The following is an 18863-nucleotide window of genomic DNA, read 5'->3' on the forward strand; positions in this document are numbered from 1 at the left end:
TGAGGTTAGCAGCGTACAAGGTTTTTCTATGTTTAGATTGTTAATAATGATACTTTTGAAAGGATTGAGATTGCAAGAAAGTGTTCCAAACAAAGAATCTCTCATAAGCTCATACTTGTTAATGATTACGACAATAAAAAATGTCTTCCAAAGAAACTGTTACTATAACTTAACTTCGTATATTAGCACCTTCTCCCCACGCAGACTATGATGTGCAAAACAAACGATTTATCTTCGCCCGTTTTACACTCATTTCATTTTCTACTCAAATATATCAGACTGTTTAGAAAATTACAATTTATTTTATTTTCTTTATGTTTGGATATACAACCGATTTATTTTTTCATTATAATTTCTAAAAAAAAAGAATAGCAATACGCTATTCTTTTCGGACATTTTATATTAGTTTATTTCAGCCATGATCCAACAATCGGATATTGAAAAGGTCGATCATTCAATGCACGAACAATACCAATAATTGGAGTAATCAAAGCCATGAGTCCAAAAATAATTAAAAATGGAATTCCAATTAATACCCAAGAAAAAAATGCTGAAATACCAATTAGCACGCCTATGACAAAGTGAAATATGACTGCTTGTAATGATAAATTTTTAATATCTCTATCTGAACTCACAAGAAATATAATAAAAGGAACTAAAACAGGTGCAAACCAAGTACTAGCATGAATGAATATTTTCAGTCCTTTATGCTCCATTTAAAAATCACTCCTTTTTTTCTTATTTTTTCTTCCTTATGTAATATTTTATATAAAAACTAATGCTAAGTGCATGAGACTCGAGGCTGATTTGTACTCATTTAAAAGTTCTACTTATTTACCTGATTCCTAAATATTGATTAAACTATATGAATCCATTTTGATTTTCCGACATATAGATTGGTGCTGTGCAGAAAAAAAGAGCTTCCACTCGCTTTCTCCCTTTGTTTAAACTTCGCATATGGCAGGAAAAGGCCCTGACCGCTTCTATGCATGGCCAGATACTCTCGCCCACCTAAAAAAAGATGGTTTTATGCCGTTTTTTTAATTTAGATTTATATATAAGGTAATTTACCCATAATTTCCTATAAATTATGTTCATTCAAAGTAAACGCCTTTCAACTATTTCACCCTTAACAACACTTCAAAACATAACATCTTCTTTCATGATATGCATATGGAAATATTTACTTAGTGCATTCGTTTAAATTTTTTGATACTTTACATTTAAGCTCCATAAAAGCTGCTATACCATCATATCTGCTCTTTAGTAAACGAAAGAGCAGATAACTTTTTCCCCTACGGCAATATAAACAACTGCACAACAATAGGGATAGACTCATATCCTATTCCAGATACCGAAACCAAATTCGAATCAGGAAGGTAGGAAAATGAAATGACTTCTCCTATAGATTATACTTCTCCGTCTATCCAATTCACTCAAGATGTAAGTAGAACTAACTTTTTTACAAAAGATGCGCAAAATTATATAAATGTACTAGGTATTAATCAGTTAAATACATTAAACAATACATCATTACTCGATATTTTTTTAAGTGCGGGAAATATTATTGAGCCTCATATACATCAAAATGCAGCTGAACTCGTTTATTGTATTTCTGGGGCAGCTGTCGTTTCTTTGCTTAATCCCTTTACAAACCAAATTTTGAGTTTCCCTATAAAACCAGGTCAAGTTGTCAATATACCACAAGCTTGGTGGCATTATGAAATCGCCACTGTAGACAACACACATTTATTAGCCATTTTTAATGCCCCTACCCCAGAAGTTACTTTTGGATCAGATATATTACGATTAACACCCGCAAATATTATGGCTCATACGTATTGTCTCGATGAACAACAGTGGAAACAAGCGATTTCTCCTATTCAATCTACCACTGTAATCGGCCCTCCTAAAGGTTGCAATCCAAGTGAAAGTCGAAATACATTTCATCATATTCCTAATCAAAACCAAATGCAAGGACGGCATTCACCATATTATTATCAACAACATCAATTTCCATTTCAGTATTGGGGATATTAATATAACGACCAACCAAAATAATACCCTTGATAACTCTTGGATTTCTTTTTATATGGCTTAGCACGTCATAAATCAAGCTCCTTTTTTAACAAAGTAAGGTTATAATCATGAAATTTTTTCATTGTTTTTGGATAACTATATTTTTTTATAAGGTCGTATGTTTCTTCTTGTTTGTCTTCTAAAAGTAACTGTTTAGTTTGTAATATATAATGAGCTGACTCAAATATTCGCTTTTTCATCTCTGTTTTATCTGTTGTAAATTCTCCATGTCCTGGTATTAGGAGGCTAATGTCATTTTTCTCTATTATAGATTCGAATTTTGTTAAAGTTGATAGATAGTCATCGCTATTATGATAAATATAAGGAAATTCTACATTTGATAAGTAATCACCAGCTATTACAATACCAAGTGGCTCAAGAACTGTAATAAGGCCATCATCAGTATGACCTGGGGCTTGATAAAAATGAAATTTTATATCTCCTATTTCTAATTCCTCATAATCTTTGCTAATGGAAATATCTACATTTGGAAACTTTACTTTATACTTCCTTGTTATGTAATAAGAATCGTCAAAGTCTTGAATACTATTGATAATGGATTGCTTCTCTGGATAATCCTTTAATTTTTCGCTTGCAATTACTTTAGCACGCGAAAACGCACCATAACCTAAAATATGATCAAAATCAGAATGTGTAAAAAGTAAGTAAAGGTCTTTATCTTTTTTATTTTTATATACATAGTCCTGAATTTCATCTACTTCATTCGGTAGCCAAGTCGGATCTACTACTAATACCGATTTATCTGTTTCTACAACAACTGAATTGGTTTGATAAATAGCACTTTGAAAGATTGTTATGTAATTGTCTTTATATCGAATCATAGTCTTATACCTCCATTTTAGATTTTCCCCTCTTACTTTAATGAGATTTAGGTACATATCTCAAAAGTTAAAATTAACAAACAAAAAGGAATTTTCACAAAAACCATACAAAAAGAATAGCATTCTTTTTGTTTGTAGACTACGAAATATATTTCCCACTATTTAATTTTCCGAAAATTCTCTTCATTTTATCACTTTCTAAGTATATGCAGTATAACTTGGTTCCTCTTTTTTCATGTGGATACATTATAAGCTGTTTCATTCAATATATTTTTCCTCTTTTCATACTACTTCTCTACTTCATAAAACAACTAGATATAATTTTGTATTTTATTAAATTTAATATAGTGACTTTAAATCCTGTATTTCCTCACGAACCTGTAATCTCTATATTCTTAAACAGCAAACCAATTCCAAATGTCCAAGCTGACTTTTCGATTCTAATTCGAGATACAGAGTCTATAGGATGTCATCAACTTACTGGAGAAACGATTATATCAGTACCAGCTAATTCGATACTTGAACTAAGAAACAATAGTTTCTTTAATAATCAAAGCATTATAACTTGTGATAATGGTGTAAATGCTGTGGAATTGACTATCGTTAAATTGAGTTTATAAAAATTCAAAACACATTTTGTATCAACGAAAAGGACGCTTGTAAATGTGTCCTTTTTGTTATGTCATTTAATTTCCTCTATACCAATAGTGAAAAATATCTATACTAAATTTTCCGGATAATGTTTCTCAATTTACTGTATATTCTATACATGTTAAATTGAAATTGAAAAAGGTTTCTTTTTCATTACTTCCCTTTTCAAACCTCGGAAGCAATAAGATAGTTGGTGACACTCCTACGAGTGTCTTTTTTTATCCAAAAATAGACTCAGCTATACAGCGGAGTCCAAAGTTAAAAAAGAAGAAAAGAGAAAATGAAAAATTTCGCAAAGGTCAGTTTAACAACATTTATTGATTTCTGTAGTATGAGGGATTTTTCACACCCTGAGAATGTAAACCCTGTAGGATTAGATACCACTTCTCAAGATTATTTTATATTAAATTCTTCCAATCCTTTATTCTACTTAAACAAATTTTAATCCCGCTGTAAATTCTCGAATTTTTATTTTTACTCGTCCTTTCTCTCATTGGTGATTCTAATCTTTCCTTCATTTCCCTTACTGAAGATAAATCGAAGAAAATTCCATCTCCTCGGTTGAGCAATTACTGACTTCTCTTAGTTTGCTTTACCGAAGCATCTCTCTAAGTCCAAATCTACTCTCCATCTGTATCCTTCATGATATCTATACTCTGTTATCTTCTTATCGTATCATCCCCCTCTTTTATTCGGCTAAAAGCCAATGCTATGGAGAGGGAAAATATAAGTGCTCATACTTGAAGAATTACTTATTGAATGGAACAGCTGGCGATTAAAATACTCATTCAAAAGTCTTCTTAATAACTTCATATGTTCCTTTTAAAGAAAGCACAAGCAAAGTTATCCCAAAAACAAAGTAAATTATAAAAGCAATATAGTAAATAGTTATACTAGATTTAGTCGGTAAATAAGGGAATAAAAAGATTGTTAACAAGAATAATAACATTACAAGCATTAATGATAGATAATTTAAATACAGATTTTTATTCCTTTTCCTTATTTCATAGCTTTGAAAAGACATACATGCAATAGATATTGCAATTAATCCTATATTTATACTCACTCCTAGTTTCGCTGTTTCTTGAACCATTTCTGTTAACATTGTTATGTTTCCAATCGTATTAGATAATACCGCAATCAACGTAACAATTGCTAGAATTACAATCAATCTAATAATTATTTGAATATCTTTACATAATTTTCTCATTCACATGCCCCACCTTCTTCAATATCACTAAATCATAATAATAAAATACATTATAATACATATATCTAATTAAAAAAATAAATACATTACATTACTTACCAAAAAGTTAAAGCATGCTTAGTCTAAAAAAGCTTTTTTTTACACTAATAAAAAGTTTCAACCCAAATCATACAAATCCTTATTTCTCTCACTGTACTTCCCTTTTTTAACATTACCTACAAATTTTCATTTCGTTAGAAATATTGTTAGAAATTTGAGAGAAGTTTTTTCTTCTAGTTAGTTTATATATCTAGTGTATTTATGCTATTCCATTCATTAAAATTAGAAACTAATGAGGAGTAACTATTTATGGCTAGAAAAAAGAAAATCCTGTATGAATCGGAAATGAAATATATAGTGATAAAAAAATTGAAGATATTTTCAAGGGAGTTTATGAACACTACCTTGAATTAGAAGTCACAGTAAATAGAAAAACACCTGAAGAATTAGAAGAAATGAAACAACAAAAGATAAATTAATAACATAAACAATGAAGACATTATCACACAAAACGATGAACCAAATATTACGAGTTAAAAACACAATCATCTGAATTTAAAGTTCAACTCTAATAAAAAAATAGGCGGATCATATGAGCTACCTATTTCTTCATTATTTTACCTGGAATTATTTTTCATCAATTATATTATTGTGGGAAATTAATACCAAATTACGAAATATGCAAAATTGCATATTTCGTAATCTTAATATAATGTTATAATTACACGGAAAGGTTTCTAACTACTTTTGTATTTGTAATGTCATAACTAATGTTTGATTAGACAACCGTTATCTTATCAAACAGCAACAAAAGACCCTGATATTCTATTGAATCGAGTATCAGGGTCTTTTGTTAGTTGTCTAAGCCAAATTACATAAGATTCCTCAAAATACATCAAACCTTCAGCGCCCTCACCCTTTACACAAATCCAGTTCTTATAACGGTAGTGAACATCATAAACAGGACGCTTTGTAATTTTATTGGGGTCGCAAGTCGATGTACCTACCTCTGTGTAAATCCATGTTTGTACCATTTATCCCAACCAACGCGTATGCAGTTAGCTGCTCTTTTTAACGCAAATTCATACCTCCATAATGCTTTTTCATTCCAAAAGTTCAATAATTTGTTATATACATATATATAATTAAAATGAAATATATGGTAGAATTCTTTGTAAAGAGTACATATTATATGTATTATGTACTTTGTAGAAAGCTCTAGCTGTATTAAGATTAGGGCTTTCTTCTATTTGCCATCCAAATACATATTTCTATTCAAAAAGATTATTTTGCAACTAATATATTCTAACTATAGGAGTGATTACTATGAACAAAATTGATAGCTTTTTCGAATCATCATTAAGTACATGCAAGACATTACAATTAAGTTTAATCCCAAATATATCTGGAAAAGAAGAAACTATACCTCATAAGCTAGTTTCTTATGATCTCAAAGAAACTGTTACTGGTTATCTATTAGAATTGAACTTAGAAAATATAGAAACAAAAGAACAATATATTTTTACATACAATGATATTCAAAAAATTGAATATCATGGTGGATCTACACATCAAAATCAAAAATACTATATATACTGTTTAAATAAACATTTATATACTAAACAACATAGCAATGAACTACTTGACGGTAGAGAGCTAAATGTTTCATACAAAGATAATTCTTATATAGATATATATAGAATTATGATTTTTAAATAAACTTACAATTATTCACACCCCAAGGATCTAGTATGTTTTTCAAAATCTATACTAGATCTTTTTATCTATAGACGCCGTTTTCTGATTAGATTCATCAATTATTTATTTTTTCACTCTAGACTCAACAACATTAGTTTTCTTTAAAATATTTTTTGCTAGCTTCTCTTTTTAATACATCTTCCACAAACCGTAACTGCTATCCTATATACAAATCATCTTCATTTCCACCTGTTGCAAGTCAATCGCCAACACGTTGATTAATATCTTGTAAAAACTGTAAAATTAATTACGATTTTACTATTGGTCAATACCCGTCTTCCTCTTCACATAACGTACAAAGTTTAAAAGACGAACACTTTCCGTAAACCGTTCCTTTTCCCATATTACGAAAGAATTTCATGAACCAAAAATTTCTTCAGGTAAACGATTAATTGTCATACCTGAAATTACATTACAAGCTCTAGAAGAACAACTAAATCAAGTTAATACAGACAAAGAACATTATGGAAGTGAATATAATAACTTTGATTTAGTTTGTCCTACCTTTAACGGTAATCCTACAATTTCAAAAGTTTGACACATCTATAGAAAAGGCTTATAAAGAAAAGTGAAGTTCCTAATATTCGTTTTCATGATCTACGGCATACCTATGCTACATTGAATGTTAAAACAAGGTATTCTTCCGAAGATTGTAAGTAAGCGGTTAGGACATAAAAGAATAGGCATCACATTGGATACCTATTCTCACGTTGTGCCAGGTCTTCAAGAAAAAGCGGTGGATCAATTTGCAGATGAATTATTCGGAAAGAAAACATTTCGTTAGAAGTTTTAATTTCCCAGCAAAAACACCATCCAAAAAACAACAAATAATAATAATAAAAGAGGGGTCAAAAACATGAAAGAAATCAAGTCTGAACAAGAATTCCGCAATCTTATCGCAAAAGAAAATCCAGTAGTAATTAAGTTCTTCACAACATGGTGCCCAGATTGTGTGCGCATGGACAATTTTATTGAGGATGTAATGGAAGAGTTCAATAAATTTGAGTGGTATTCCATTAATAAAGATGAGTTCCCAAGTATTGCGGAAGAATATCAAGTAATGGGAATTCCAAGTTTATTAGTGTATCAAAACGGTGAAAAACTTGGTCATTTACATAGTGCAAATGCAAAGACAGAAGAGCAAGTTACTGAGTTTTTAGAGGTATATTAATATAATATAAACAATTTAAAGCACTTAGAAGCATATCTAAGTGCTTTTTTGTCTTTTTTGCCCTTACGAAACAATGTTCCCCCTTTCTTAAAATGCTAAAAGTACACAACAATGTTTGTATAGACCCACACGACTTTCGTTTGATACGCTTATATATAGAGAATCTTTGAGAGAAAGGTGAGTGAATAGTATGGAATCACTTTCTAACAAAGCTGCTGATAAAGGTGCTATGTTAAGTATTGTTGCCTATATATTTTTATCAACTGTTAAAATTACAATAAGCTACATAGCCGTTTCTAGCGCACTGCGTGCAGATGGTCTTAATAATTTAACTGATATTGGCGCATCATTAGCCGTATTAGTTGGGTTAAAAATTTCCCGAAAACCTCGCGATTCGGATCACCCATATGGTCACTTACGTGCGGAACAAATCGCTTCACTGATCGCATCCTTTATTATGATAACTGTTGGAATCGAAGTTATCGTGAATGCAGTTCAATCCTTTTTCAAGGAAGAACAGACGACCCCTAATTTACTTGGAGCATGGGTTGCTTTGTTTTGCGCTGCTATTATGTATAGCGTATACGTTTATAATCGTAAAATTGCCAAGGAAACAAAAAGCAAAGCACTGGAAGCGGCCGCAAAAGATAATTTATCTGATGCTCTCGTAAGTGTTGGAACAGTTATTGGGATTTTCGGTTCACAGTTTCAAATGCCGCTTCTTGATCCAATTGCGGCACTTATTGTCGGTATCATTATTTGTAAAACAGCATGGGATATTTTCAAAGAAGCATCACATCTGTTAACAGATGGCATTGATCCAGACAAAATGAAAGAATATGCTGAAACAGTTCAAACCATTGCAGGCGTTGAACATATTGTTGATATTCGAGCACGCATGTATGGAAATCAAACGTATGTTGATATTACTATCGAAGTAGACCCACACATGGATGTAAGTGAAAGCCATCGTATTACTGATGAAATTGAAGAAAAACTGCAACATAAACACAATATTTGGCACACACATATTCATGTAGAGCCAATGCAAAAAGAACCTATACTCTCATAGGTTCTTTTTATATAATACAAAATGGATTGAATCACTACGAATGATCCATTAACTTGATATAGAAGATTTATTGTCGACTACATGTGGGAGAAATGTTTGATGAAACATGATACATAAAATAAGCCAACTTCCTCCAGCAGCCCAGCCCGCTAAAATATCAGACGGATAATGTACGCCTAAATATATTCGACTAATAGAAATGGAGAAGATAAGAAAGCAAGCAATAACAATCAGCAGTAATTTTTGATGTAATTGTAGGCGGTGTTCAGTAATTGTAATGTATGCAATAAACCCAAGAAATGCAACAGCATTCATCGCATGTCCGCTCGGAAAACTGTACCCTGTCGCAGTAACAAGTTGTGATATATCAGGCCTTGGTCGTTCATACCATACCTTTAACATATAGTTCAAATAGCGCGAACCATAAAAATTTATCATTAACAAAATCGCTGTCATGTATCGTCTTCGAATTAAGAAATACATAAACAGGATAAACAATACAGGAAAATATACCTTTTTTGAACCAATATAAGACATCCATACAAAATAAGCGGTAAAATACTCGTTGCGAAAACTTTGTATATAATCACTGACTACATGATCAAATTGATTAACAAAAGATGTTTCATAAGAAAAAGATAGTACGACAAAACAAACAAGTAAAACAAAAAGTAGCATATATAAATGTCGATATCTCTTCATCTGCATAACCTCACTATACAAAAATGGAGCGGGTGTTTTATTTTCCCTCTCCATTTCTTTTTTATGCATGAATCAGCAAGAAATATAACTGTTAATTTTTTGCTGCATTGTTGGAATGTCTTCACGCTTCACTGTGAAACGTAAAACTTTTTCATCCATATCTAAAGCTTCAGATAATAGTCCAGCAATCCCTCTTGCTTTTCGATCTACTTCCATCACAATTTCTAAACTATCATACGAACGCGGGATAATCAAAAGTTCTAATTCATCGAGCTTTCCATAATATTGTCCGGATACAGGAACAAATTCAAACTCTTGCGCGAATGGGACGTGATCGCGCAAACGGTATGGAAGTTCTTCACATTCCGCTTGACGAAGATGAAACCCAAGATTTTGGACTGCCTCTAATACACTTTTTAATAACAAGTTTGGTAGTATTTGAATGTAATCCCGGTCACTTGGGTCAATGCTGCGTTTAATATCTAGACCAGTCTGCACCCAAACGGTTTTCATTCCAAATGTTAACGGTACTTCAATCGGCATTGGGAATGAAAATGGAATTTCTCGTTTTTCATTTATCCCGATAGTAACAGGCGTTGTTAAACGAACTTTCTTTAAGTCATATGTTGAACTTATTTTCTTATCATCCACTTCACGAATATATGTCGTAGACAACGTTAAATAAATACTATCAATTTCTTGTGCTACTGATCCGCCAGTAATATGTACAACCCCTGTAATTTCTTCACCGATAAGCCATTCTTCTTGTGTTAACACAGTGTCAACTTTTGCACTGCCAATACCAACGCTTGCTAAAAACTTTTGGAACATGTATTTCCCATCCTTTCTATTATACAGCGCACATCTTCTATTAAATCTTGTACATTTTCATAATACGGTTCTTTCATTTGTAACATCCGCATAATTACGTCACTACTATTTGCTGATAATGTTAATTCTTCGTGCCAGGGCCGTTCTTCTTTTGAAGATTCATAACTAGAATACAGCAAAAACAAAACGAAATGTCCAAGAGCATAAAAATCACTACGATAATGAATTTCGCGCATATATGCTTGTTCCCCTTTATAAGAATGAGCACGTTCATCATTTTCACCAATAAAGCGAGCTAACCCAAAATCAATGATAAATATTTCATCATCATTCATTAAAATATTTGGAATTCTCAAATCGCGATGCACAATACCTTGACTATGAAAATAGGAAACAACATGAAGCACTTTATATAAAATAAGAAAAACTTCTTTCTCTGTATACATTTCTCCATACTCAAAAATAAAATCTTCAAATGTCTTTCCGCGCATTTCCTCCATTACAAAAAAGGTTCCTTTTCTCCATGAAAAACTATGAAAGAAACAAGGAATTGCATGATGCTCTAACCGCTGTAAAATCGTTTGCTCATATGTAAACGATTTCCTACCTGATGTGTAGCGCTGTTTACTTTTTCGAAGTTGTTTTAATACTTTTTCCTCACCAGACAACAGGTCAGTAACAAGATACGTAAAACCATAACTTCCCATACCGAGAATACGTTGAATTTGATACCGCTGTGCAACGACAATATCGATGGACAGCGGTCGATCAAACCATGCGAATACTTTTTGGAAATTCATCAGCTACTAGAGAAAAAGCTGCGACTTTTATGTTTTCTTTTATAATGATGATGCCCATACCCATGAGATGGATGATGCTTATGATAATCGCTGCTAGAATACGAACGATGTCGATGACGATAATCACTACTGGAGTAAGAGCGGTGCTTATGCTTATTGCCTAGAATAGAATCAATAATTTTTTTGAACATCACTTCACCTCTTCAGAAAATTTTCACTTTTATTATACCAAATACAACGCGATATAGTGATATTAGTTTTATTATTTATACGATGCAAAAAACGACGAGTCTATCCCGTCGTTACTTTCCTTCATCATCTTCGTCAAAAACTTCATCAATCATACATTTTTCTAACAAATAATCGAATGCAATGTCTGCAAGATCTTCAATTTCTTCGCGCTTTGGTACGTAGCCTCTTACAATTAATTGCTCATAAAAAAATTCTGCAATTTCTTCCGTATCAATCACGACTTCTATTTCCTTCATGAGCATCACCCCTTTAATTCTGTTTTATGAAGAAAAATAGAAATTATGTATAACAATAGAAAAACATTTTTCTTTTTTTGCTAGATATATAGGTTATATAAAAAAATAGTTTTGCATAGGATGTAGTACAAGCTATATAAAGGAGGAAAACACAATGGAATGTAAACAAGAAATCATACATACAGAAGAAGGTTTCGTACATGAAGATGTGTGGGTAGACAAGCTAGTTTCTATATTTATCATCTTTTTAACAATTGTAGGCATACCATATACAACTTATATTCTCTTTCAATTCCTTCTCTCTTTTTAAGTTATTTTTTTTCGGATAATTTGATTAAATAATTACGTACAACTTCCATTACAATTTTATATTCTTCATCTTGAAATGTTTCATATAATGTTCTGTAATCATTAAAAATATCTAATAAACCATCAATAATCTCTTTTCGATTCGTTTTTATACTTACTTTTTTCGAATTATTAATAGACTTTAATTTACCTAAATCAAGCTTATTCATCCCTGCCTTATCTTGTTTCATTTTCTTTAAAATGACATTGGCTGTTTGTGCATTCGCAATCAGTGCCAAATCGGACTCATCCGCTTCGAGCCATTCACCATCTGTAATACGAGATAATTCATATATTGTATCTTCCCAAGCATCATTTTTATAACGCCATACTTCCGTCCGGTAGCCAACAACACGAAATACATCTTTTTCATAGCCTGTAACCTGAACGAGGTCACCAAACGTAAATTTATAATGAAGTTCAATCCACTCTGATTCGCCATCTTTCATTTCTTGTTCTGTCACAAGCTGCAAAGTATGTTCTACATAAAATCCATCGTGATTGTTTACTTCATACACATAAACACCATCGAGCATTTTGATGTTCGTGATTTTTCCGACCGTACCATATAACGTAATCACGACTATATCTCCTATATTGTATTTGGGCTGCTTTTTTCTCGTCATGTCTCTCTCTCCTTTTGAAGTCGTGATTTTAAGTATGTGACGATAACAGTATATGCGACCCAATACGAAAACGCTTATCACATGAGGTTGTATACTTGAATATTTTTCATAAAAAATACACTCCTCTATTGGAGTGTATAAACATTGTTCCTAATTTAATTTTATATACATAGGCAACATTCATCCTAACGCTCTTGTATGTATAATTCCCAAGCCTGATCAAAAATGCTCATACTATCTAATGAACCATTTAACTCTAAATATGAACTAATCTCATCATAATCCTCCGATTGCTTTGGAAAACTATGATCTTCATACATAATTTCCGCCAAATCGCATAGTTTATTTTTTGCTAAAGAAGCACGGTGCTTCATCATATAATGATAAAATGACTTTTTCAACGATATTCCCTACCTTTCTAACTTGGCTACATTATACAAGGCAAACAAGAAAAAAACCAGCATAAAAAATGCTGGTTAAAAATCAAAATAATTTCGCTTTAATAAACGCGGACGCTCCATGAGCTCTGTATATGTGACTTGTTTTGGCAAATCTTTCGTATAAATCAAAAAGAGCTGGTCTTCAATTTCTTTCACAGTAGTATCTGATTGATAATACATTCCGCAATTTGGACATGCGATACAAGGTGTTTCTTCAATTGTAACTGTTTGTGTTCCATCTGGTAATTCCCAGTATACAGTATTTACACTTTCAATTGCTTCTTCACCTTCACACCACATACATCTCATACTGCATCTCCTTCAGTTTTTGTGCTTTCGTCTAATTTTGCCATTTGTGCTTGATATTTTTTATCTTTCAACTGATCACGTTTGTCACGTTTATCTTTTAATGAAGCGTGCGTTGTATTTGTTTCATAATCTTTACGGCGGTTCATACGCTGTAAGCCTTCTGGGACAAGGTTAAATTTCTTATCACTCATAAGTGCTGCTACACCAACATCAGAGCGCTTTTCTTCGTAAGTAGGATAAATTTCTTTGAAATATCCTTCTGCTCTGCCTGCTACATAATTTTCTGGCTCTGGATACGTTGTAATCACACCTTCAAAGTTACGAAGAACAACTTTATCAGCGCTTTGTGAAATAATGTAGTTTGGCTGAACGGCAATTTTCCCGCCGCCGCCCGGTGCATCTACAACAAATGTTGGAACTGCATAACCAGATGTATGTCCGCGTAATCCTTCAATAATTTCAAGACCTTTTGATACTGGCGCACGGAAATGGCCAATTCCTTCTGATAAGTCACATTGATAAATATAGTAAGGACGCACACGAATTTTTACTAAATCGTGCATCAATTTTTTCATAATCGGTACGCTATCATTAATACCTGCTAAAATAACAGCTTGGTTTCCAAGCGGTACACCTGCATTTGCAAGCATTTCACATGCAAGTTTAGATTCTTCAGTAATCTCAATAGACGTATTAAAATGTGTATTTAACCAAACTGGATGATATTTCTTAATAATATTGCAAAGGTTTTCCGTAATACGCTGCGGAAATACAACAGGAGCTCTTGTTCCAATACGGATAATTTCCACATGTGGAATTGCACGTAAGTTCTTTAAAATATACTCTAAAATGTTATCGTTAATTAAAAGTCCGTCACCGCCAGAGATTAATACGTCACGAACTTGCGGCGTTTCGCGAATATAAGCAATCGCTTCGTCTAATTGCTTCTTCGGAACACCCATTCCAATTTGTCCACTAAAACGACGACGTGTACAGTAGCGGCAATACATAGAACATTGATTTGTTACTAGGAAAAGAACACGGTCTGGATAACGGTGTGTTAACCCTGGAACGGGTGAATCTTCATCTTCATGAAGCGGGTCTTCTAAATCATACTTCGTTTTATATAATTCCTCTGAAATCGGTACAGATTGCATGCGAATTGGGCAACGTGGATCATCTGGATTCATTAGGGATGCATAATATGGTGTAATGTTTAATGGGATTGTTTTTGTTGAAATTTTAACACCTTCTTCTTCTTCTGGTGTTAAATTAATGACTTTCTTTAAATCATCTAATGTTTTAATTGTATTTGTTAATTGCCAAATCCAATCGTTCCATTGCTCCTCTGTAACATCTTTCCATAGTTCAATCTCTTTCCAATGACGTTCTGGTTTATATACGTCGTGTAACATTGCCATTCCCCCTTTTTCAAACGCTCACTAATTATTAAAGCAATAATCATGCCAACTTTAACAGTTACATCTAAATTTTGATCCTCTTCTATTCGTACCACCTTGGCTATTACAAGCTTCTTTACTATAAAAATATCGTTTTATACGAAAATAAAATAAAAACACCTCTCAAAAAAAACAGAATTTTCTTTACTTTTATATATGTAAGCGCTCATTTATTGGTGCAAATGCACAAAATATGCCAATTATTCGGCATATTTTGTATATTTATTTAATTTATACTGCAAAGTTTGTCTTGGAATACATAACAACTTTGCAGCTTGCAAAACATTTCCTTTCGCTTCTAACATTGCCTGTTCAATCAACTCTTTTTCCGTTTTATACAGCGCCTCCCGAAGCGGTAATATCGACCTTTTCTGCAGATGCGGCGTTTGTCGAAACGAACGTGGTAAACAAGATAGCGTTAGCATTTTCCCTTCTGCTACAATGACCGCGTGTTCAATCATATGCTTTAATTCACGTACATTACCTGGCCAATTGTATTGAAGCAATTGCTGCTTTGCATCTTCGTCTATACCAATCACATTCTTTTTATATTCCTTGTTATAAGCCTTCAAAAAGTGCGGAGCTAACAATACAATATCTTCCTTTCGCTCACGAAGCGGCGGAATAAATAAAGAAAACACATTTAATCGATAATATAAATCAGTACGAATTTTATTTTCACGAAGGCACTCATCTGGAGGCTGATTCATCGCGGTAATCACACGCACATCAACTTTTCTCGTTTTATTATCACCGATGCGGCGAATAACACCATCTTCTAGTACGCGAAGCATTTTTGCTTGTAAATCTAACGGCATCGAATTCAGTTCATCTAAAAATAATGTACCACCGTCTGCAAGCTCAAATAAACCCGCGCGCTCTATTGCACCTGTATAGCTTCCTTTAGTCGTTCCAAACAGTAAACTTTCAAGTAATGATTCTGGCAAAGCAGCACAATTTTGAGCGATAAACGCGTTTTTTCTTCTTTTCGATGCCTCATGTATCGCTTGTACAAATAACTCTTTTCCCGTACCTGTTTCCCCGTAAATCAGTACGTTTGCATTCGTGGTTGCAACCTTTAGCGCCAATTGTTTCGTCTGTAAAAAACGCAAATCATTCGTTATAATCGTATCGAATGCTATATGTCTGTATGGTACTTTTTTCGGTGACGACCGCTTCATTTTCGACTGCAAGTCAGCAATTTTTTCCGTCAACTGCTGAATAGTAGAATAATCTTTCGCAATTTCAACAGCACCAGCAATGCGTCCTTCTATAAAAATCGGAAGCGTTGTATTCACCGTATATACATCTTCTCCCCTTTGATTTTGATATCGCTGCACTTGGTGTAGAATTGGCTTTTTCATTTGCAATACCTTTAACAATGTACTCGTTTCTGGCGTTAACGAAGGAAATGCTTCTAATAAATATTTACCAAGTACATCTTCTACATTCGATCCATCATGTTTTGCTGCTACTGAATTATAAAAAATCGTAACCCCATTTTCATCTACTGCATGAATGGCTTCATCAATGCTACTTAAAATCGCTTCAATCACTTCTTGTGTTGAAATCGCCAGCAACGCATTCCCCTCCTTCGCTCAAAAATCAGCAATTATGGTGCCAAATTTTGAGCACCTACGACTAAAACGAAACTCCCATCAGCGAAGATTTTTTCTTCTACGCTTATGGAAGTTAAACGAATTGATACTTAATGAATCATTATCTACTATATAAATACGAATTAAAAAACCGACATAAAACCATCTTTTTATAGGTGGGCGAGAGCATCTGTCCATGCATAGAAGCGGTCAGTTCCTTTTCCTGCCACATGAGAAGTGAAAACAAAGGGAGAAAGCGAGTGGAAGCTCCTTTTTTTCTGCATAGCAGCAATCTATATGCCGGAAAATCAAAATGAATTCATATAGATAAATCCTTCACCCAAACATTCATATCTTCTAACTTATCAAAAATATAACAGTTATTCGCAAGTCTTCCTGTGTACGTATACCCAAGCTGATAAAACGCTGCGTTCATACCAAATGATAGTGACCGTGCAATTGTATACGAACAAAAAACACCTCTCTCTTGCAGTTCTTCTTCTAACTTCATAAGTAAACTTTTCATAAAACCATGCTTACGATACTCTGGTAATGTAGCACAATTTGTTAATTCTGCATTTCCTTCTTTTACGTTTATTTCTGCTGAAGCAGTGCTTATAATCTTTCCTTCCGTTTCATACACGTAATAAATTGTATCTTCTTTCATCGTTTTCACAATGTAATCGAATTCATTTAAAGGTGTAGGATAAATCTCAAATACTTTTCCGAATACGTCTGCAAGCTGCTTTGCATCTTCTTCTGTTGCTTTTCGCAACACAAACTGTGCTGGTATCTCCTTTTCCACTACTTGCTTAGCAATTACACCACTCACAATCTCATCTTCCTTCACCCACTGCACACTATTCCGGCGCTCATCATCCCGATATTTCACCATAAAATACGCATCATGACCTTGAAAGTACTGTGGAATACTCGCTTCTAGCATATAACCAAGAGAAAGCCACGCCGAAACATGCTCTCTCTTTCCTTTTATAATTAATTTCGTGAAAGAATGAGAATTTGCGAGTTCTTCAACTCTATGCATTACTTGTTCGGCATTTCCCTTATAATGGTCAACTCGAATACGTTTATTAAAATAATCTAATGTACCTTCTACCGTATAGTACTTCGTCTGTTCTGCAAATTCTTCGTAATATCTCATTTGTCCACCTCGCACCAATCTAGCAGTGTGCATGCAATAATCTTTGCTGCTGCAATCATTTTATCAATTTCAATATATTCATTTGGATAATGTGCGACTTTCGTTTCACCTGGACCAAACACGATTGTTGGAATATTTGCGATCTGTGTAAATAATCCTCCATCTGTTCCCCACGGCGATGCCTCAATAATTGGCTCTGTACCTTCAATATGTACAAAATTGTCCTTTAACGTCGTGATAAGCGGATGGTTTTCTTCTAATTCACCTGGAACCCACCTTGCGCCAAACCATTCTACTTCTACTGGATGTTCTGTAAACCATGGATCTACCTGATTTAACTGTCCTACCCAATTTTCAAATTCTTTTTTTGCCTCTTCCATACTTTCATTTGGCGCTACCCCATATCTTCCTTCTAAAGTAAGAAAATCAGGTACAGAACTTGGCCAGCTGCCACCTTCAATTTTCCCAATATTAATCGGAATTGGAATTGGGATTCCTTTATATAATGGATCTGTGATCCGTTCATTTCGTTTTTCTTCTAACTTCCTTATATGCTCTATAGCAAACATACTTTTTTCAATAGCACTTACGCCTTCATAGCGTGTCCCACCATGCGCAGCTTTCCCTTTTACGAATAAACGAAACCACATTGAACCTTGTTGTTTCGAGAAAAATTTCATATTCGTCGGCTCTGGGATAATTACACCATCTGCCTCGTAGCCTCGTAAAAGTGTCGCAAGCGTACCTGCGCCGCCACTCTCTTCTTCTATTACACTTTGAAAATATACATCTCCCTTTAAAGAAATGCCTGTTGCTACAATGGCTTCTATCGCCAACATAAGCGATACATTACCACCTTTCATATCAGTTGTGCCGCGCCCGTATACACGATTCCCAATTTTTTCTCCTGCATATGGATTATGCTCCCACTGCTTTAAATCTCCTTCAGGCACAACATCAATATGACCATTTAAAATCATCGACTTTCCGCCGCCACTTCCCTTTAATGTTGCTACTATATTAGGACTATCGTTAAAACTTGTACGTGGTGAGACGAAATACGGATGATCTTTCATTTTCGTAAATGACGGTTCCCAAATATCTAAATCTAAACCAAGCTCACGCAACTTTTCAATTACAACTGCCTGTGCACCGCTTTCATCTCCACTCGTACTTTTTTCTTGAATTAAACGTTTTAATAATTTCACACTCATATTTTCATGACTTTCAATATATTCACATACATGTTTTTTATATTGCTCCAATTGTTACCTCTC

20 protein-coding genes and 1 pseudogene are annotated in these 18863 nt (G+C 33.6%); 6 read left to right on the forward strand and 15 right to left on the reverse strand.

All coding sequences use genetic code 11. The features are described from left to right. Nucleotides 1-407: 407 nt before the first annotated feature. Nucleotides 408-716: a DUF4870 domain-containing protein gene (locus tag Q9306_RS04250; RefSeq protein ID WP_306195628.1), complete on the reverse strand. Its 309-nt coding sequence runs from the start codon at nucleotides 714-716 to the stop codon at nucleotides 408-410. Between the two features lie 676 nt (nucleotides 717-1392). On the opposite strand from Q9306_RS04250, the gene Q9306_RS04255 reads away from it, so the two are divergent. Next, nucleotides 1393-2040: a cupin domain-containing protein gene (locus Q9306_RS04255; protein ID WP_306195630.1), complete on the forward strand. Its 648-nt coding sequence runs from the start codon at nucleotides 1393-1395 to the stop codon at nucleotides 2038-2040. Between the two features lie 65 nt (nucleotides 2041-2105). Here Q9306_RS04255 and Q9306_RS04260 read toward each other — a convergent pair whose 3' ends face one another. Together Q9306_RS04260 and Q9306_RS04270 are read right to left on the reverse strand one after the other, a co-directional pair. Further along, nucleotides 2106-2921, reverse strand: a complete 816-nt coding sequence (locus Q9306_RS04260) for an MBL fold metallo-hydrolase (RefSeq protein ID WP_306195632.1) — start codon at nucleotides 2919-2921, stop codon at nucleotides 2106-2108. A 1435-nt stretch (nucleotides 2922-4356) separates the two neighbouring features. Next, the gene (locus Q9306_RS04270) at nucleotides 4357-4782 is read right to left on the reverse strand and encodes a hypothetical protein (RefSeq protein WP_306195634.1); all 426 of its coding nucleotides are present in this window, start codon (nucleotides 4780-4782) and stop codon (nucleotides 4357-4359) included. 1365 nt (nucleotides 4783-6147) lie between these two features. Here Q9306_RS04270 and Q9306_RS04275 point away from each other — a divergent pair. From Q9306_RS04275 to Q9306_RS04290, 4 genes and pseudogenes are all read left to right on the forward strand, one after another. Beyond that, nucleotides 6148-6540: a hypothetical protein gene (locus Q9306_RS04275; protein ID WP_306195637.1), complete on the forward strand. Its 393-nt coding sequence runs from the start codon at nucleotides 6148-6150 to the stop codon at nucleotides 6538-6540. Nucleotides 6541-6985: 445 nt separating this feature from the next. Continuing rightward, a pseudogene (locus tag Q9306_RS04280) lies at nucleotides 6986-7363 on the forward strand (tyrosine-type recombinase/integrase). Nucleotides 7364-7390: 27 nt separating this feature from the next. Then, on the forward strand, nucleotides 7391-7750 hold the full coding sequence (locus tag Q9306_RS04285; RefSeq protein WP_306195945.1) for a thioredoxin family protein: 360 nt from the start codon (nucleotides 7391-7393) through the stop codon (nucleotides 7748-7750). Between the two features lie 190 nt (nucleotides 7751-7940). Then, on the forward strand, nucleotides 7941-8822 hold the full coding sequence (locus Q9306_RS04290) for a cation diffusion facilitator family transporter (protein ID WP_306195639.1): 882 nt from the start codon (nucleotides 7941-7943) through the stop codon (nucleotides 8820-8822). A 48-nt stretch (nucleotides 8823-8870) separates the two neighbouring features. On the opposite strand, the gene Q9306_RS04295 is transcribed toward Q9306_RS04290, so the two are convergent. The 5 genes from Q9306_RS04295 to Q9306_RS04315 all read right to left on the reverse strand — a co-directional run bounded on the left by Q9306_RS04295 (nucleotide 8871) and on the right by Q9306_RS04315 (nucleotide 11643). Continuing rightward, a complete protein-coding gene (locus Q9306_RS04295; protein WP_306195641.1) occupies nucleotides 8871-9524 on the reverse strand; it encodes a phosphatase PAP2 family protein in 654 nt (217 codons plus the stop codon). Nucleotides 9525-9596: 72 nt separating this feature from the next. Continuing rightward, nucleotides 9597-10355, reverse strand: a complete 759-nt coding sequence (locus Q9306_RS04300; protein ID WP_306195643.1) for a sporulation protein — start codon at nucleotides 10353-10355, stop codon at nucleotides 9597-9599. Beyond that, entirely contained in the window at nucleotides 10337-11155 is an 819-nt protein-coding gene (locus Q9306_RS04305; RefSeq protein ID WP_306195645.1) for a serine/threonine protein kinase, read from the reverse strand. Before Q9306_RS04305 ends, Q9306_RS04300 begins: the two co-directional genes overlap by 19 nt. Beyond that, nucleotides 11155-11346, reverse strand: coding sequence for a hypothetical protein (locus Q9306_RS04310; protein ID WP_306195647.1), 192 nt, complete (start codon nucleotides 11344-11346; stop codon nucleotides 11155-11157). Before Q9306_RS04310 ends, Q9306_RS04305 begins: the two co-directional genes overlap by 1 nt. Before the next feature lie 111 nt (nucleotides 11347-11457). Then, nucleotides 11458-11643: a YozD family protein gene (locus Q9306_RS04315; protein ID WP_020060656.1), complete on the reverse strand. Its 186-nt coding sequence runs from the start codon at nucleotides 11641-11643 to the stop codon at nucleotides 11458-11460. A 154-nt stretch (nucleotides 11644-11797) separates the two neighbouring features. Here Q9306_RS04315 and Q9306_RS04320 point away from each other — a divergent pair, with 154 nt between their 5' ends. Further along, complete coding sequence (locus Q9306_RS04320) at nucleotides 11798-11953, forward strand: DUF3930 family protein (protein WP_306195650.1); 156 nt, start codon at nucleotides 11798-11800, stop codon at nucleotides 11951-11953. 1 nt (nucleotide 11954) lies between these two features. Here Q9306_RS04320 and Q9306_RS04325 read toward each other — a convergent pair whose 3' ends face one another. The 7 genes from Q9306_RS04325 to Q9306_RS04355 all read right to left on the reverse strand — a co-directional run bounded on the left by Q9306_RS04325 (nucleotide 11955) and on the right by Q9306_RS04355 (nucleotide 18851). After that, a complete protein-coding gene (locus Q9306_RS04325; RefSeq protein ID WP_306195652.1) occupies nucleotides 11955-12617 on the reverse strand; it encodes a hypothetical protein in 663 nt (220 codons plus the stop codon). 185 nt (nucleotides 12618-12802) lie between these two features. After that, complete coding sequence (locus Q9306_RS04330; RefSeq protein WP_306195654.1) at nucleotides 12803-13018, reverse strand: YozE family protein; 216 nt, start codon at nucleotides 13016-13018, stop codon at nucleotides 12803-12805. Nucleotides 13019-13093: 75 nt separating this feature from the next. Beyond that, the gene (locus tag Q9306_RS04335) at nucleotides 13094-13366 is read right to left on the reverse strand and encodes a YokU family protein (RefSeq protein WP_306195656.1); all 273 of its coding nucleotides are present in this window, start codon (nucleotides 13364-13366) and stop codon (nucleotides 13094-13096) included. Next, nucleotides 13363-14781: a lysine 2,3-aminomutase gene (kamA, locus tag Q9306_RS04340; RefSeq protein WP_020060661.1), complete on the reverse strand. Its 1419-nt coding sequence runs from the start codon at nucleotides 14779-14781 to the stop codon at nucleotides 13363-13365. Before kamA ends, Q9306_RS04335 begins: the two co-directional genes overlap by 4 nt. 245 nt (nucleotides 14782-15026) lie before the next feature. Continuing rightward, nucleotides 15027-16406 carry a sigma-54 interaction domain-containing protein gene (locus Q9306_RS04345; protein ID WP_306195658.1) on the reverse strand — a complete coding sequence of 460 codons (1380 nt, stop codon included), beginning with the start codon at nucleotides 16404-16406 and terminating at the stop codon, nucleotides 15027-15029. A 337-nt stretch (nucleotides 16407-16743) separates the two neighbouring features. Then, nucleotides 16744-17586 carry a putative beta-lysine N-acetyltransferase gene (gene ablB / locus Q9306_RS04350; RefSeq protein WP_306195660.1) on the reverse strand — a complete coding sequence of 281 codons (843 nt, stop codon included), beginning with the start codon at nucleotides 17584-17586 and terminating at the stop codon, nucleotides 16744-16746. Then, nucleotides 17583-18851, reverse strand: a complete 1269-nt coding sequence (locus tag Q9306_RS04355; RefSeq protein ID WP_306195663.1) for a peptidase — start codon at nucleotides 18849-18851, stop codon at nucleotides 17583-17585. The genes ablB and Q9306_RS04355 overlap by 4 nt, the downstream gene beginning before the upstream one ends. Nucleotides 18852-18863: the final 12 nt, after the last annotated feature.

The sequence above is a fragment of the Bacillus multifaciens genome (assembly GCF_030756675.1).
Taxonomy (GTDB): domain Bacteria; phylum Bacillota; class Bacilli; order Bacillales; family Bacillaceae_G; genus Bacillus_A; species Bacillus_A multifaciens.